The sequence below is a fragment of the Candidatus Latescibacterota bacterium genome, assembly GCA_020633725.1.
Classification (GTDB): domain Bacteria; phylum Krumholzibacteriota; class Krumholzibacteriia; order JACNKJ01; family JACNKJ01; genus VGXI01.
Genome location: JACKDC010000004.1, coordinates 168823 through 181305, shown reverse-complemented (window position 1 = coordinate 181305; position 12483 = coordinate 168823). Strand labels below are relative to the sequence as shown.

Below are 12483 nucleotides of genomic sequence, written 5' to 3'. Positions count from 1 at the left end.
GCACCATCGCTCGAATGCCGCAAGCGCGAGCGGTTCAGGAGATCTCGCTCCGTTGACGCGGACGCAGCGAGTCCCAGGAGTAGAGCCCCAGCGCGCACCAGATCAGACCGAAGCTCACGGCATGCGTGCCGGTAAACGCCTCCCCGAAGGCCAGCACGGCCACGAGGAATTGCAGCGTGGGAGCGACGTACTGCAGCAGCCCCACGGTGGCGTAGCGCAGGCGCCGCGCCGCCGCCACGAACCAGAGCAGGGGCAGCGCGGTGATCACGCCCGCGGCGGCGAGCAGCCAGGTCGTGCCCGCCCCGGCGTGGCCGAAGGCCAGCCGCCCGGCATGATCGAGCCAGAGCAGGTAGGCGAGGGCGAAGGGCGCGGCGAGGAGCGTCTCCACCGTGAGGCCGGCCACGGCGCCCGTGCGGGCGCGCTTGCGCAGCAGGCCGTAGCCGCCGAAGCTGAGCGCCAGGGTCAGCGAGATCCACGGCGGACGTCCGTAGCCGATCCCCAGCACCAGCACCCCCGCCAGCGCCAGCAGCAGGCTCAGGCCTTGCCGGCGGCTGAAGCGCTCGCCCAACAGTACGAAGCCCAGCAGCACGTTGATGAGCGGGTTGACGAAGTAGCCAAAGCTCGCGTCCAGCAGGCGGCCGGTGGCGATGGACCAGATGAAGAGCGTCCAGTTGGTGGACACCAGCAGCGTACTCGCCGCGAGCAGGCCCAGCGTGCGGCGGTCGCGAAGCAGCGCGCGCAGCGCGGCCAGCCGGCCGGCCACCGCCTGGAACACGACGAGCAGGAGCAGCGAGCCCACGATCCGGTGCGCCAGGATCTCCCAGGGGCTCACCCGCGCGAGCGCGTGGAAGTAGAAGGGCGCCAGGCCCCACCAGCCGAAGGCGGCCAGGCCGTAGGCGACGCCCGCCCGCTGCTCGCTCAAGGCCTAGCCCTTGGCTTCAATCTTGGCCCACGAATCCCGCAGCGACACCGCCCGGTTGAAGACCGGGTGGCCGGACGTGCTGTCCTGATCCGCGCAGAAATAGCCGTGCCGCAGGAACTGCCAGGTGTCACCCACGGCCACCGCGCCGAGGGACGGCTCCAGCTTGCAGCCCTCGAGCACCGTGAGGCTCTCCGGGTTGATGACGCTGGCCATGTCCTCCGCGGCGCCGGGATCCTCCACCGTGAAGAGCGGGTCGTAGAGGCGCAGCGTGGCGTCGATGGCGTGCTCGGCACTCACCCAGTGCAGCGTGCCGCGCACCTTGCGGCCGTCGGGGGCTTCGCCGCTGCCGGTTTCAGGGTCGTAGCTGCAACGCAGCTCGGCGACTTCACCGTCCGGGCCCATCACCACCTCGTCGCAGGTGACGAAGTAGCCGTACTTGAGCCGCACCTCGGCGCCGGGCGCGAGGCGGAACCACTTCTTGGGCGCGTCGGCCCGGAAGTCGTCGCGCTCGATCCAGAGCTCGCGGCCGAAGGGCAGCTCGCGCGTGCCGGCGGCGGGGTCCTCCGGGTTGTTCTCGGCCGTGCGCATCTCCACCTTGCCCTCGGGCCAGTTGGTGATGACGAGCTTCAGCGGCCGCAGCACGGCCATGCCGCGCGGCGCGCGGGCGTTCAGGTCCTCGCGCAGGCAGTGCTCCAATAGAGCGGGGTCCGCCACGCTGTCCCGCTTGGCGACGCCCACGCGCTCCAGGAAGTCGCGCACGGAGGCCGGCGTGAAGCCGCGGCGGCGCAGGCCACGCAGGGTGGGCAGGCGGGGGTCGTCCCAGCCGGCCACGTGGCCCTCCTCCACCAGCGCGCGCAGCTTGCGCTTGCTCATGAGCGTGTAGCCCAGATTCAGGCGCGCGAACTCGATCTGCTGCGGATGGTGGATGCCCAGCTGGTCCAGGAACCAGTCGTAGAGGGGCCGGTGCACCTCGAACTCCAGGCTGCACATGGAGTGCGTGATGCCCTCGATGCTGTCCTCCAGCCCGTGGGCCCAGTCGTACATGGGGTAGATGCACCAGGCGTCGCCGGTGCGGTGGTGCTTGGCGTGGCGGATGCGGTACATCAGCGGGTCGCGCAGCAGCATGTTGGGGCTGGCCATGTCGATCTTGGCGCGCAGCACCTTGGCGCCGCCCGCGAACTCGCCCGCGCGCATGCGGCGGAAGAGGTCCAGGTTCTCCTCGGGCGTGCGATCGCGCCAGGGGCTCGGCGTGCCCGGCTGGGTCACGGTGCCCCGGTTCAGGCGGATCTCCTCCTCGGTCTGGTCGTCGACGTAGGCCTTGCCGGCGCTGACGAGCTGCTCGGCGTAACCGTACATCTGCTCGAAGTAGTCGGAGGCGTGGTAGAGACGGTCGTCCCAGTCGTAGCCCAGCCAGCGGATGTCCTCCTGGATGGCGAGGACGAAGCTCTCCTCTTCCTTCTCGGGGTTGGTGTCGTCGAAGCGGAGGTTGCAGAGCCCGCCGAACTCCTCGGCCATGCCGAAGTCCAGCCCGAAGGCCTTGGCGTGGCCGATGTGCAGCCAGCCGTTGGGCTCGGGCGGGAAGCGGGTGTGCACCTTGCCGCCCCAGCGGCCGGTCCGCAGGTCCTCGCGAATGATCTCCCGGATGAAGTGGGCCGGCGCGGCCTTGTCGTCGATCGTGCTCATGCTGCGCTCCTGGGTGGCGCCCGCTTCCAGTGGCGGGTCGCTGGAAGGCGATATGCTAGTCGTCCGGGGCGGGCCTGGCAAGGTCCGCCGCGGGCGAAACCTCCTGGAGCCTAGGCCTTTGCATCCCGCGGCCCCCTGGCGCTACACTGCCCGCCAGGAGGCGGCATGTCGGTGAAGGATCCCATCGTCGCCCGCGGCTTCCGCTTCGCGGAAGGCACCCAACTCGCGGGCAAGTACGAGGTCCGCGCCTTTCTCGGCGCGGGCTGGGAGGGCGAGGTCTACCTGCTCCGCGAGCGGCGCACGGGCATCGAGCGCGCGGCGAAGTTCTTCTTCCCGCGACGCAACCCGCGCGGCGCGGCGCTGCGCCGCTATGCCCGCAAGCTGCACCGCCTGCGGCACTGCTCGATCCTGATCCGCTACCACACGCAGGAAGTCATCGACTTCAAGGGGACGCCCATCAGCTTCCTGGTCTCCGACTTCGTCGAGGGCGACCAGCTCACGCGCTTCCTGCGCGCGCAGCCGGGCAGGCGCCTCGACGCCTTCCAGGCCCTGCACCTGCTCCACGCCCTGGCGCGCGGCGTCGAGGAGATCCACGAGGCGCGCGAGTACCACGGCGACCTGCACGCGGACAACATCATCGTCACGCGGCGCGGCCTCGGCTTCGACCTGAAGCTCATCGACCTGTTCCACCGCGAGACCAGCCACCGCAGCAACGTGGAGGACGACATCGTCGACCTCGCGCACATCCTCTACCACATGGTGGGAGGCAAGCGGCACTACGCGGGTCAGCCGCCGGAGATCAAGGAGATCTGCAAGGGACTGCGGCGCGACCTGATCGTCGCCCGCTGGCGCAGCGCCGAGCAGCTGCGCCGGCACCTCGAGACGATGGAGTGGGTCAGCCGCTAGCCCGCCGCGCGTTGCCTAGTAGAGGAACTTCCCGTAGACCCGGCGCTGCTTGACCATGTTGCGCAGCTCCACGTCGCCGGGGATCAGCACGTCGGGGTTGGGCGTGAAGTCCAGCGTGCGCGAGCGCCCGCGATAGCGCACGGCGTTGAGGATGATCTTCATCGTCTCGAGCCGTGCCAGGTGCTTGTCGTCCGAGCGGATGACGTACCAGGGCGTCTTGGCCGTGTGCGTCTTCTTGAGCAGCTGGAACTTCTTCTCGGTGAACTCGTCCCAGAGGTCCTGCGCCTGCAGGTCCACCTCGGAGAGCTTCCACTGGCGAAGCGGATCGTTCATCCGCCGCTCGAATCGCCGCGCCTGCTCCTCCTTGGACACCGAGAAGTAGAGCTTGAGCAGCGTGGTCTTGCCGTCGGCGATGAAGCTCTCCTCGTAGCTCACCACGTTGTCCATGAACTGCTTGTACTGGGCCTGGGTGCAGAAGCCCATGATCGGCTCGATCATGGCGCGGTTGTACCAGCTGCGATCGAAGAGCACGACCTCGCCGGCGTGAGGGAACTGCTCGATGTAGCGCTTCATGTGCAGCTCGGTACGCTGCCGCGGACTCGGCTTGCCGAGCGCCACCATCCGGTAGTGCTTCTCGTTCATGTAGCGGGCGACGCGGCGGATGGTGCCGCCCTTGCCCGAGGCGTCGCGGCCGTCGAAGAGGATGATCATCTTGCCGCCCATCCGCTCCAGGTGCTGCTGCAGCTTGATGATCTCCGCCTGGTAGGGCTTGAGCTCCTCGCCCTGGTAGTGGGCGATGAGCGTCTCCTCCAGCAGCTTGCTGGCTTCCTTGGTGGGCAGCTCGCTGATGACCTGGCGGACACGCTTCTTCAGCTTGGCGGAGCCGTCGACGGGAACGCGCCCCACCACCTCGCGAATGATCGGACCGGTGCGACGGGACTTCGTGGACTTGGCGTTCATCGCTTCCCCCTGCAGACGTCCCGCGAGCCTAGCGGCCGCCCGCGCGCCGCGCAACCCCGCCACAAATGACGCGGCCCCCCGCCTGGGCGGGAGGCCTGCGAGGTAGCCCCAAGGGGATTCGAACCCCTGTTACCGGATCGAGAATCCGATGTCCTAACCGGGCTAGACGATGGGGCCGTGCCCTGCGACCGTCGCCGACCGCAGGTGAGGTTGCCCCGCAAGGATTCGAACCTCGATCAACGGAACCAGAATCCGTTGTCCTGCCGTTAGACGACGGGGCAGCAACGCGCGAGAAAGTAGCAGATCGCCCCAGGAGCCGCAAGCCCCCGGCGCCAAGGAAATTGGCCCGTCAGGCCGAGGCCGCCCGCTCCCAGGCCCGGGCCCTGAGCCGGTCCAGCACCCGCTCCCGGCCCAGCAGCTCGCAGAGCTTGAAGATGTCCGGGCTCACCCCACGCCCGCTCACCGCCACCCGCAGCGGGTGGATGAGCTCGCCCGCCCCCATACCCTCCGCCTCGGCCCGCGCCCGCAGGGCGGCCTCCAGCGCGGGGCCCTCGAAGGCGGGCAGGGCGGCGAAGTCGTCGGCCAGGGCGGCGAGCTGCCGGGCGGCGTCCCCACCCAGGCGCTCGGCCACGGCCTCGGGATCGTAGGCCGGCAGCGGGCGGAAGAAGTGGGCCAGGCTCCAGGCCGCCTCGGGGAAGCTCTTCAGGCGCTTGCCCAGGAGCTGGATCATGGCGCCGAGACGGTCACTCACCTCGGGCAGCGGCGGCAGATCCACGCCGTCGGCGGCGAGGGCGCTGTAGGTGCCCAGGATCTTCTCGTCCCGCTCGAGCCGCGCGAAGTGCTCGCCGTTCAGCCAGGCGAGCTTGTCGGGATCGAAGACCGCCGGCGTCACCCCCACCCGCTTCAGGCTGAAGGCCTCCACCAGCTTCTTCGGGGTGAAGATCTCGGTCTTGCCGTCCAGGCTCCAGCCCAGCAGCGCGAGGTAGTTGAGCATGGCCTGGGGCAGGATGCCCTGCCGCTCGAACTCCTGCACGCTGCTCGCGCCGTGGCGCTTGCTGAGGCGGGTCTTGTCCGCGCCCAGGATCATGGGCAGGTGCGCGAACTTGGGCAGCGGATAGTCCAGCGCCGCGTAGAGCAGCAGGTGCCGCGGCGTGTTGCTGATGTGATCGTCGCCCCGGATCACGTGGGTGATGCCCATGGCGTGATCGTCCACCACCACCGCGAAGTTGTAGGTGGGCAGGCCGTCGCTCTTGAGAATGACGAAGTCCTCGATCACCGCGTTGCGGAAGACGCTCTCGCCGCGGATGAGGTCGTGCAGCGTGACCTCGCCCTCGGCCGGCGTGCGCAGGCGGATGACGTGCGCCTCGCCCGCCGCCACGCGGCGCGCGGCCTCGGCCGGGTCGAGCTGGCCGCAGCGGCCGTCGTAGCCCTGCAGCTCGCTGCCGGCGGCCTTCTGCTCCTCGCGCAGGGCGCTCAGCGTGTCCGCGCTGCAGAAGCAGGGATAGGCCCGGCCCGCCGCCACGAGCCGGTCGGCGGCCTCGCGGTAGAGCGGGCGGCGCTGGCTCTGGTAGTAGGGGCCGTGGGGACCGTCCTGGCCGGGGCCTTCGTCCCAGTCCAGGCCCAGCCACTGCATGGCGCGCAGGATGCCGTCCACCGACTCGTCCGTGCTGCGGGCGGCGTCGGTGTCCTCGATGCGCAGGATGAACGCCCCGCCCTGCCGGCGCGCGTAGAGCCAGTTGTAGAGCGCCGTGCGGGCGCCGCCCACGTGGAGGTGGCCCGTGGGACTGGGCGCGAAACGGACGCGCACGCCCTCGCTGCTGCTGCTCATGCTAGCGCTCTCCTGCGGGAACGGGGATCACTGCTGCGTCGTCATGTACTGGGCCAGCAGGGCGTCGAGGCTCTTGCCGTAGCTGGCCGCCACCGCGTCCTCGAAGCTCAGCGCGGGGTCGGCCTCCATGGACGCGACCATCCGCTTGAACGGCGCGAGGCCCTCGCCCAGCATGATGTCCCGCACCAGGCGGTGCGCCCGCCAGTAGGCCACACGGCTGTCGAGGCGCTCCTGCTCCAGGATGCCGGGCGTGTCGAGCTCCTTCTGCATCAGCGCGCGGTCGCGGAACATCTCGAGGTCCCTCTCCATGTGCTCCATGGAGATGTCCAGCGGGCGGTCGTGGATCACGTCCACCTGGCCCTTCAGCACCCACTCCTCGTCCCCGAAGAAGGTGCCGGCGCCATAGAGGAACCAGTAGGGGAGGCGATCGCCGGTCCGGTGGCGGAGCTGCCACTCGACGTAGTAGTGCGTCAGGCACTCCAGCGCGATGCCGCGGCTCGTGATCACCGAGATGGGCTCGAGGATGACGCGCCCGTCCTCCACGTCGCCCGGCACCCACCAGGGCAGACCGTACTCCTTGCCGTAGGCCTTCAGGTCGAAGGGCATGTAGAGGGGGAAGGGACCGTCGAGGGTCCAGCCCAGGCGATCCTTGATCGCGAAGTAGGCGTAGTCGGCGTACTCGGCCATGGCCAGCGCCACCTCGGGCGGGATGTAGGGCCCGCGGTAGTGCAGCTCGACGAACTCCGTCGCCACCACCGAGTCCGTCACCGTGGGTTCGGGGCGAATGTCCCCCGCCTTCCACAGGCGCAGGGTGCGGGTGCCGTAGCCCTCGGGGACGCGATCGTCGGTGTTCAGCATCTCGGCGCGCTCGGGGCTGCCGGGCTGATCCACCGCGGGCAGCGGCCCGCGATAGCGCAGGGGCGTGCCGTCCGGCGTGTAGAAGGTGGTGTCGACGATCGCTTCGGCCGTGTCGGTCTGCGCGGTCGCGCCGTGAGGCGCAGCCAGCGCCGCCAGGGCGATGACGAGGGTGCCGGTCCAGAGCTGCTTCACGCGTCCTCCTCGAGCCAGGGCATCATCGCCCGCACCCGCCGCCCGGCCGCCTCGATGGCGTGCTCGGCGTCGGCGGCCTGACGGGCCTTCAGGCGCGGCGCGCCGGCCGCGGCCTCGGCGACCCACTCGCGGGCGAAGTCGCCGGATTCGATCTCGTCCAGTATCGACGCCATGCGCGCGCGCACGCCGTCGTCCACCACGCGGCGCCCTCGCGTGAGGTCGCCGTAGAGGGCCGTCCCGCTGATGTGCCCGCGCATCCCGGCGATCCCCTTCGCATGGATCAGATCGGCCAGGATCTTCACCTCGTGCAGACACTCGAAGTAGGCGATCTCCGGCGCGTAGCCACGGGCCACGAGCGTGTCGAAGGCCGCCCGGATCAGTTCGCTCAAGCCCCCGCAGAGCACGGTCTGCTCGCCGAAGAGGTCGCTCACCGCCTCCTCGCGGAAGCTCGTGGCCAGCGCCCCGGTGCGCAGGCAGCCGAGCGCGGCCGCGTAGGCCAGGGCCGTCTGCCAGGCGCCGCCGGTGACGTCCTGCTGGACCCCCACCAGCGCCGCGGCGCCGTGCCCCTCCGTGTACAGCCTGCGCACCATTCGACCCTGCGCCTTGGGGGCGACGAGAAAGACGTCAACCCCGGGCCCCGGGTCAAGCAGACCGAAGCCCACCGCGAAGCCGTGGGCGAAGCCCAGCGCCGCGCCCGGGCGCAGCGACGGACGGATCTCGGCGGCGTAGAACTCGGCCTGCGTCTCGTCGGGGGTGAGCAGGATCAGGACGTCGGCCGCCGCGGCCGCCGCGGCGGGCACGAGCACCTCGAACCCCGCTTCCTGTGCGGAGTTCCACGAGCCGCCGCCCTCGCGCGCCCCGATGAGGACGTCCACGCCCTCGTCCCGCAGATTGGCCGCATGGGCCCGGCCCTGGTTGCCGTAGCCCACCAACGCCACGCGCCGGCCGGCCAGGCCGGCGGCGGGGGCGTCGCTCGCGTCGAATCGTCGGGCCATGCGTGGGGTCTAGCAGATCGCCGCCGGGGCCGCAAGGCGCCGCCCCCCTTGACTTTCGGCCTCTCCGACACTAGCCTGTGCCCCGCATGGCGGCTTAGCTCAGTCGGTTAGAGCAGCGGAATCATAATCCGCGTGTCCGGGGTTCGAATCCCTGAGCCGCTACCTCGAAGGCGATTTGGGAACAAGGACTTGCGAGCTCCTTCAAGTCCTCGTTCCCTCCTCGTTCCCAAAACTACACGTTTCCCATCAAGCCGCGCCCTCGACCACCTTGAGTAGGGGGGCGGCTTTCGCTTTCTCCCCCACCTCCGTGAGCCTCTCAACGGCCTCCGACAGGATGCTCGGTGCTAGATGCGAGTAGCGAAGAGTCATGTCCATCGTGCGATGACCCAACAGCTCCTGAACGGCCTTCAGGCTGACTCCGGCCATCACGAGCTGAGAGGCGAACGTGTGACGAAACACGTGCCATTGCACCTCGGGCAATCCGGCAGCCTTGCAGGCCGAATACAGCGGACGCTTGATCTGGGTGAACCTGAGCGGTGAGCCGTCCTGATTGCAGAAGACGAACTCAGAGACCGGAGAACGCCTCCTATGGCGCTCCAAGGCCACTGCGAGCTCCCGGCTCATCGGAACAACCCTGGTTCGCCCTGTCTTCGTCGATCCTACCCGTCCTTGCCAGTCAGAGCTCTCGACCCTGATGTATGACTGAGCGAAATCGACGCAGGTCCACCTGAGAGCCAGCAACTCACCCCGTCGCATTCCCGTTCGAAGTGCTGTCAGAACCAGAGCATGCAGCTGGCCATCGACCTGCGCTAGCAGACGCTCCGATTCCTCCGCCTTGAAGTAGGCTACCTTCTCACTTCCCCTCTTGAACCACTTCACAGGGGGCACCTTTGCCTGGTAGTTCCACTCAACAGCTGTCGCCAGCATCTTGCGGAGCACGGCAAGGTGGTTGTTTATCGTCTTCTCACTCAGCCCTTTCTGCTTTTGAGCCGCCTTGAACCTATCGACATCCAAGCCCCCGATTTCGTCGAGCTTCTTGCTGCCGAAATACGGAACAAGGTGCAATCGGACGATTCGCTCATCCGCATCAAAGGAGCTGGGCTTCTTGTGTGCCGCTGAGTAGGTCTCCAACCACTCCACTGCAAACACCGCGATGCTTTCCTCTCTCCTTGCTGGCTGGTCGGACCCCAACGACTCAAGATGCGCCCGCCTCAAGACGGCTTCGTAATCTTGAGCGCCCTTCTTTGTCTGGACCGGCGAAGTCCGTCTGACTCTCTTTCCTCCCAGGTTGAGGCTAACTTCGTACTTCCCAGTGTCCTTTCTTTTCCTCACTGCCATGTGGAACCTCCGTTGTCTCTTGGCACACGGAGTTCCGATAGCCATTCTACCACTGCCTCGCGCTGAAAGCGCAGCTTTCTTGCGATCTTGATGTGCGGTAATCCGCCATTCGCAACCAAGTTGTAGATGGCACTCTTACCGAGCTGCAGGTAGTCACAGAGGTCTTCGACTGACATGAGAGTCTCACTCGCAAACGTGCGTTCGCGGCCTCCTTGTTCTTGGTGGTCGCCAGTACTAGGCAACCTGTTCCTTGTATTATCCATTCTTGAACATCCTTGGTTTCAGGACTAATCTTCCTTACATAGCTTCTCCTTCATGCAGTTCGATCTCCAAGCCCACACCCTCTGCTGGTGCCAAGCTCGGTCTCGGAAGGAGGTGATTTGATTCTGTGGCTGTGGGTCCACCTGGGCTGGTACAGAGCCGCGCCCAGGACTATGATCGACCCTAGTGAGTCTTAGCCCCTCTGGCCTTGGCTATGGTGCGGCCAAGCGCAGATGGCTTTTCCTCTGCCCATGAACCAAGGGCAGGGGAGTTCTTCAGGATGGTGGCAATCTCATCCCCGTTGGCTAGCCCTGCGTGCACAGCATGGTTTGCCAATGACATCGCGACCTCAGAGCGTTCCCCTACCGGAACAGGCGTCTTCCAAAGATCCTGCAACTTTGGCCGCCCAGCCATGATCTCCATCCATCTACTCGGAGTAGCGTCCTGGAAGCGGACTTCCCGAATAGGGACAAGCGGCGAGGTCCCTGTTTGAATGGTGTCAACATCCAGGAACCAGGCCAGCCAGGGCAGGGCATAGCGCCTCCCTAGGTCGAGGCTGTGGATCCGGCACATAGGCTTGTCGGGGTGCTCTGGCTTTCGATTCCGGGTGCCTGGGACACGCAGGACACGAGCTAGATCCCCCACATCGTCGCCTCCGACCCTCTCTGCCAGTGCTCTGTTAATTGGAGGAATCAGCATTAGATTCGTGCCGGTGACAGGCTCGTCGAGGAGCCAGTAGGCATGTACGCCTCCCCCTGTCTCAACAACCGCTGAGGGTGGGGGAATTCGCCCACTCGCGAGACTGAGCTCCAGAGTTTCATGGGCGAGAGCTTGGTCAGGATTGCCGGAAGCGTCTTTGGTGTCGATGTCTGCCCATGCAGTTTGGATTCTCACTACATCCGCGGAGCGCCCTCGACCACAGACTTCATCTCGCAAGGCACCCAAGCCCCAGAAGACGCCTTCGATACCATACAGCTGGTCTAGCCGCCACGCCTCAGAAAGCGCTTCCTGGGCATCATCGAAGTGACCATAGTGCGCGACACCTGGTCCGAAGGCGCAAACAGACCACCGATCGCCCATAGGGTGGAGAGCTCCCAGAAGCTCTAGTGAAGAGTCCGCACAGCTTGAATCAGCACATGACTCCACCCTTCCATGTGGAAGAACTTGTTCTTGTGTCCTCCCTCGTGTCCTACAGGGTGTCCTTTGGTGCTCTCGCCCTCGTGCCTTCTTATTCGGTGTAGAGAGCTTCCTCACGAAAGCCCACTGGGGGATGGCCAGCCCCTCTGGCAGATAGAACTCCAGCGTCCTCAGAAGCTGCTCTTCGGAGGCACTCCATTTCCTTGGCACCTTGAAGGTCATGTCAAGCAAGAGCTCAAAGTACTTCTGCCTTAGCTGTGACTCAGGAACATCAGCTAGCTTCCTTAGAGTCCCCTTAAGGTCATCGGGGTTGTCTGCGCTTGTCGTGACGGATGGAACCAGAACAAGGCCATTGAGCTCGTCTGTCAGAATCCAACCGGCTTCTGCTAGCTCACCCATGGTCTCCTTGAGTACCGAGGTATCCCACCCCATATCTGCTGCGAACCTTGCATAGTGCCCGACATGAATTCCTGGTGGGAGGAAATACCTCGACCTTCCAGCGCCTGGACCGGCCATCAGATACGGCAACAGAGCCTTCCCCCGGTCCGATAGCCGGAGGTAGCACATGTCGTTGAAGATCCAGTTTGGCACCGCGGTGTACCCCTTGCCGATCCTCGGCAAGATCACACGGCTTTCCCGATCAGGTGATTCCCGTTCTTCTGCAAGCTCACCAATACTGCTAATATCCATACATATCCTCCATTTTTGCAATGCGTTACATTGCCCCCATTCACAGGGAGATACACCCCCCTTAAGGGGGCGTCCCGGGCGAACGCGCGCTACACAACACGCCTTCCGGTCGCCCGATACAAGTTTCGTTGGGGTTTAAGCTACGGTCACTTAGGCCACTTCTCACGAGGGTACGCGATCAGTTGGCCTGGCCGTCTTGGGCGAATTGCTCGCGCCAAGGAAATATCGCCAACAGGGCGTGGAAGCTAAGCCACTCAACCCTGTCTACTCCCAGTATAGCACCAAAAGGGGTATTTGTCAATAGGTCAATTCCATTTTGTTGCCAGAGTCCGCGGCAACGCGTCCACCCTGCCCCGCCTGGATTCCGCAACGCTGCGGTGGGTGCCATATAGCCTTGTCACGACGCCACATAGCGGCCTGCCGTGGATCTATTGCACAGGATCAATTGAAGTGGCGATTATATATCCACAGTATCTGACTCGCTCACCGATAGTGGTTCCGTCCGAGCTTCGGGTAAGGCTAAATCCCGGCCTAAAGATCTGGTATCATTGACTCGCATGCATCCACTACATCTGGAAGTGGTGTCTGGCTGCAAAGAATCACCCAGGTCCTACTCCCGAATGCTTGGATCGGGTACCCGAAGAAGAGCCGAGGGGGGGACTCAAGCTGAAGGCTGGTCTCGCCAAACAAGAGGCTCTTTTGATGCGCTCAGC

At 65.9% G+C, this 12483-nt stretch carries 10 protein-coding genes and 3 tRNA genes; 2 read left to right on the top strand and 11 right to left on the bottom strand.

Features of this window, described 5'->3' with window-relative positions; translation table 11 throughout:
- Window positions 1-34 precede the first annotated feature (34 nt).
- Both rarD and H6693_10545 read right to left on the bottom strand, forming a co-directional pair.
- Window positions 35-922, bottom strand: coding sequence for an EamA family transporter RarD (gene rarD, locus H6693_10550; protein ID MCB9516621.1), 888 nt, complete (start codon window positions 920-922; stop codon window positions 35-37).
- A gap of 3 nt (window positions 923-925) precedes the next feature.
- Window positions 926-2605, bottom strand: coding sequence for a glutamine--tRNA ligase/YqeY domain fusion protein (locus tag H6693_10545; protein ID MCB9516620.1), 1680 nt, complete (start codon window positions 2603-2605; stop codon window positions 926-928).
- A gap of 165 nt (window positions 2606-2770) precedes the next feature.
- Here H6693_10545 and H6693_10540 point away from each other — a divergent pair, with 165 nt between their 5' ends.
- Window positions 2771-3511 (top strand): protein kinase, encoded by a 741-nt coding sequence (locus tag H6693_10540; GenBank protein ID MCB9516619.1) that lies wholly within the window; start codon window positions 2771-2773, stop codon window positions 3509-3511.
- Between the two features lie 15 nt (window positions 3512-3526).
- On the opposite strand, the gene H6693_10535 is transcribed toward H6693_10540, so the two are convergent.
- From H6693_10535 to ilvC, 6 genes are all read right to left on the bottom strand, one after another.
- Window positions 3527-4471, bottom strand: a complete 945-nt coding sequence (locus H6693_10535; protein MCB9516618.1) for a polyphosphate kinase 2 — start codon at window positions 4469-4471, stop codon at window positions 3527-3529.
- A gap of 103 nt (window positions 4472-4574) precedes the next feature.
- Window positions 4575-4648, bottom strand: a tRNA-Glu gene (locus H6693_10530).
- 33 nt (window positions 4649-4681) lie between these two features.
- Window positions 4682-4752, bottom strand: a tRNA-Gln gene (locus H6693_10525).
- A gap of 68 nt (window positions 4753-4820) precedes the next feature.
- Entirely contained in the window at window positions 4821-6299 is a 1479-nt protein-coding gene (locus H6693_10520) for a glutamate--tRNA ligase (protein MCB9516617.1), read from the bottom strand.
- A 27-nt stretch (window positions 6300-6326) separates the two neighbouring features.
- Entirely contained in the window at window positions 6327-7349 is a 1023-nt protein-coding gene (locus tag H6693_10515) for a hypothetical protein (GenBank protein MCB9516616.1), read from the bottom strand.
- Window positions 7346-8344 carry a ketol-acid reductoisomerase gene (gene ilvC / locus H6693_10510; GenBank protein ID MCB9516615.1) on the bottom strand — a complete coding sequence of 333 codons (999 nt, stop codon included), beginning with the start codon at window positions 8342-8344 and terminating at the stop codon, window positions 7346-7348. The genes H6693_10515 and ilvC overlap by 4 nt, the downstream gene beginning before the upstream one ends.
- An 88-nt stretch (window positions 8345-8432) precedes the next feature.
- On the opposite strand from ilvC, the gene H6693_10505 reads away from it, so the two are divergent.
- Window positions 8433-8506: transfer RNA gene (locus H6693_10505), tRNA-Met, on the top strand.
- Window positions 8507-8590: 84 nt separating this feature from the next.
- Here H6693_10505 and H6693_10500 read toward each other — a convergent pair.
- The 3 genes from H6693_10500 to H6693_10490 all read right to left on the bottom strand — a co-directional run bounded on the left by H6693_10500 (window position 8591) and on the right by H6693_10490 (window position 11770).
- Window positions 8591-9682, bottom strand: coding sequence for a site-specific integrase (locus H6693_10500; GenBank protein ID MCB9516614.1), 1092 nt, complete (start codon window positions 9680-9682; stop codon window positions 8591-8593).
- A complete protein-coding gene (locus H6693_10495) occupies window positions 9673-9858 on the bottom strand; it encodes a helix-turn-helix domain-containing protein (GenBank protein MCB9516613.1) in 186 nt (61 codons plus the stop codon). The genes H6693_10500 and H6693_10495 overlap by 10 nt, the downstream gene beginning before the upstream one ends.
- A gap of 268 nt (window positions 9859-10126) precedes the next feature.
- On the bottom strand, window positions 10127-11770 hold the full coding sequence (locus H6693_10490; GenBank protein ID MCB9516612.1) for a hypothetical protein: 1644 nt from the start codon (window positions 11768-11770) through the stop codon (window positions 10127-10129).
- Between the last annotated feature and the right edge of the window lie 713 nt (window positions 11771-12483).

Bases quoted from the DNA above. Each gene is read 5' to 3' on its own strand.
- H6693_10545 (MCB9516620.1), bottom strand. From the start codon at position 2,605: ATGAGCACGATCGACGACAAGGCCGCGCCGGCCCACTTCATCCGGGAG.
- H6693_10540 (MCB9516619.1), top strand. From the start codon at position 2,771: ATGTCGGTGAAGGATCCCATCGTCGCCCGCGGCTTCCGCTTCGCGGAA.
- H6693_10535 (MCB9516618.1), bottom strand. From the start codon at position 4,471: ATGAACGCCAAGTCCACGAAGTCCCGTCGCACCGGTCCGATCATTCGC.
- H6693_10520 (MCB9516617.1), bottom strand. From the start codon at position 6,299: ATGAGCAGCAGCAGCGAGGGCGTGCGCGTCCGTTTCGCGCCCAGTCCC.
- ilvC (MCB9516615.1), bottom strand. From the start codon at position 8,344: ATGGCCCGACGATTCGACGCGAGCGACGCCCCCGCCGCCGGCCTGGCC.
- H6693_10500 (MCB9516614.1), bottom strand. From the start codon at position 9,682: ATGGCAGTGAGGAAAAGAAAGGACACTGGGAAGTACGAAGTTAGCCTC.
- H6693_10495 (MCB9516613.1), bottom strand. From the start codon at position 9,858: ATGTCAGTCGAAGACCTCTGTGACTACCTGCAGCTCGGTAAGAGTGCC.
- H6693_10490 (MCB9516612.1), bottom strand. From the start codon at position 11,770: ATGGATATTAGCAGTATTGGTGAGCTTGCAGAAGAACGGGAATCACCT.